The sequence below is a fragment of the Deinococcus fonticola genome (genome assembly GCF_004634215.1).
In the GTDB taxonomy this organism is placed as follows: Bacteria; Deinococcota; Deinococci; order Deinococcales; family Deinococcaceae; genus Deinococcus; species Deinococcus fonticola.
Genome location: NZ_SMMH01000099.1, coordinates 1 through 1072, shown reverse-complemented (window position 1 = coordinate 1072; position 1072 = coordinate 1). Strand labels below are relative to the sequence as shown.

Below are 1072 nucleotides of genomic sequence, written 5' to 3'. Positions count from 1 at the left end.
TATTGATAACGCGGTAAGTTCATGGCGAGATATAGACTCTGGCTATGGTTGAAGTTTGGCGACCCAAGCTCCTGACTCGACAGCAGATGGAGGAGCGCCGTCTGGCGGCATTGCCCTTCCTGAGCGATATGACGTTGTCCTCTACCGTACTGGCCCAACGTTTTGGTGTCGCACCTACCGCCATTCGGAGCTGGAGACAACGCCTCCAGAAAGGGGAATCTCTGGAAGCGACCCGTTCCACTGGGCGTCCGTCATTCCTGACGGACGCTCAAATCGCTGAACTGATCGACCTCATTCAGGCTGGCCCAGACCCACAACAGTTCCCGGAGGGTCGTTGGACGACGGCGCGGATCCGTGACCTGATCGGCGTCAAGTATGGCGTGTGGTATGACCGTGACTGGGTAGGGAAACTCCTGGTGCGCTGGGGTTTTTCATGGCAAAAGGCGGAAAAACGCCCGCTGGAACAGAACGCTGAGCAAGTCGAGAAGTGGCTGGAAGCAGAGCTTCCAGCCCTGGAAAAAAAAGATAGAGGACGGTGAAACGGTCGTCTGGGCTGATGAAGTTGGCATCAGTATGAAACCAGTGGTCGGTTCTACCTGGGCCACGCGAGGACAGACCCCGGAGATTTTTGCCAAAACGAACTGGAAGAAACTTTCGGTGATCGGGGGAATCACCTCCCAGGGTCAATTTTTCCAACAGATCCACGAGGGCGCGGTAACTGCGAGTGGCTTCATGGCGTTCCTGACCCACCTGCTGCGTCATATTCAGGGAAAAATCACTGTGGTGGTCGATAACGCCAGCATTCATAAGGCGAAGGCCGTTTCGGCCTTCGTCGCAGAGCATGACCGCCTGACGCTCACGTATCTACCACCCTACAGTCCTGAACTGAACCCGATTGAACTCGTCTGGGCGTATGTGAAACGGCATCACTTAGCCAATTTCTGTCCGCAGACCCTGGAGCAACTCAAGGCATATCTAGGCAAGGTCTGGCCGAAAATTCGCTATCGCCAACTCCCTGCGAAAATACTGGGCATCCAATTTGAGGTGACACCGACTTAGCCCGTTATCAATA

General features: G+C 54.9%; 1 protein-coding gene. It reads left to right on the top strand.

Annotated features, from left to right (window positions below; genetic code table 11):
- The first annotated feature begins 44 nt into the window (after positions 1-44).
- Positions 45-1059 (top strand): IS630 family transposase gene (locus E5Z01_RS20445; RefSeq protein ID WP_420810867.1). Its coding sequence is split into 2 segments (ribosomal slippage): positions 45-515 and positions 517-1059, totalling 1014 coding nucleotides; the frame shifts between segments, so codons are not numbered across the junction.
- Positions 1060-1072: the final 13 nt, after the last annotated feature.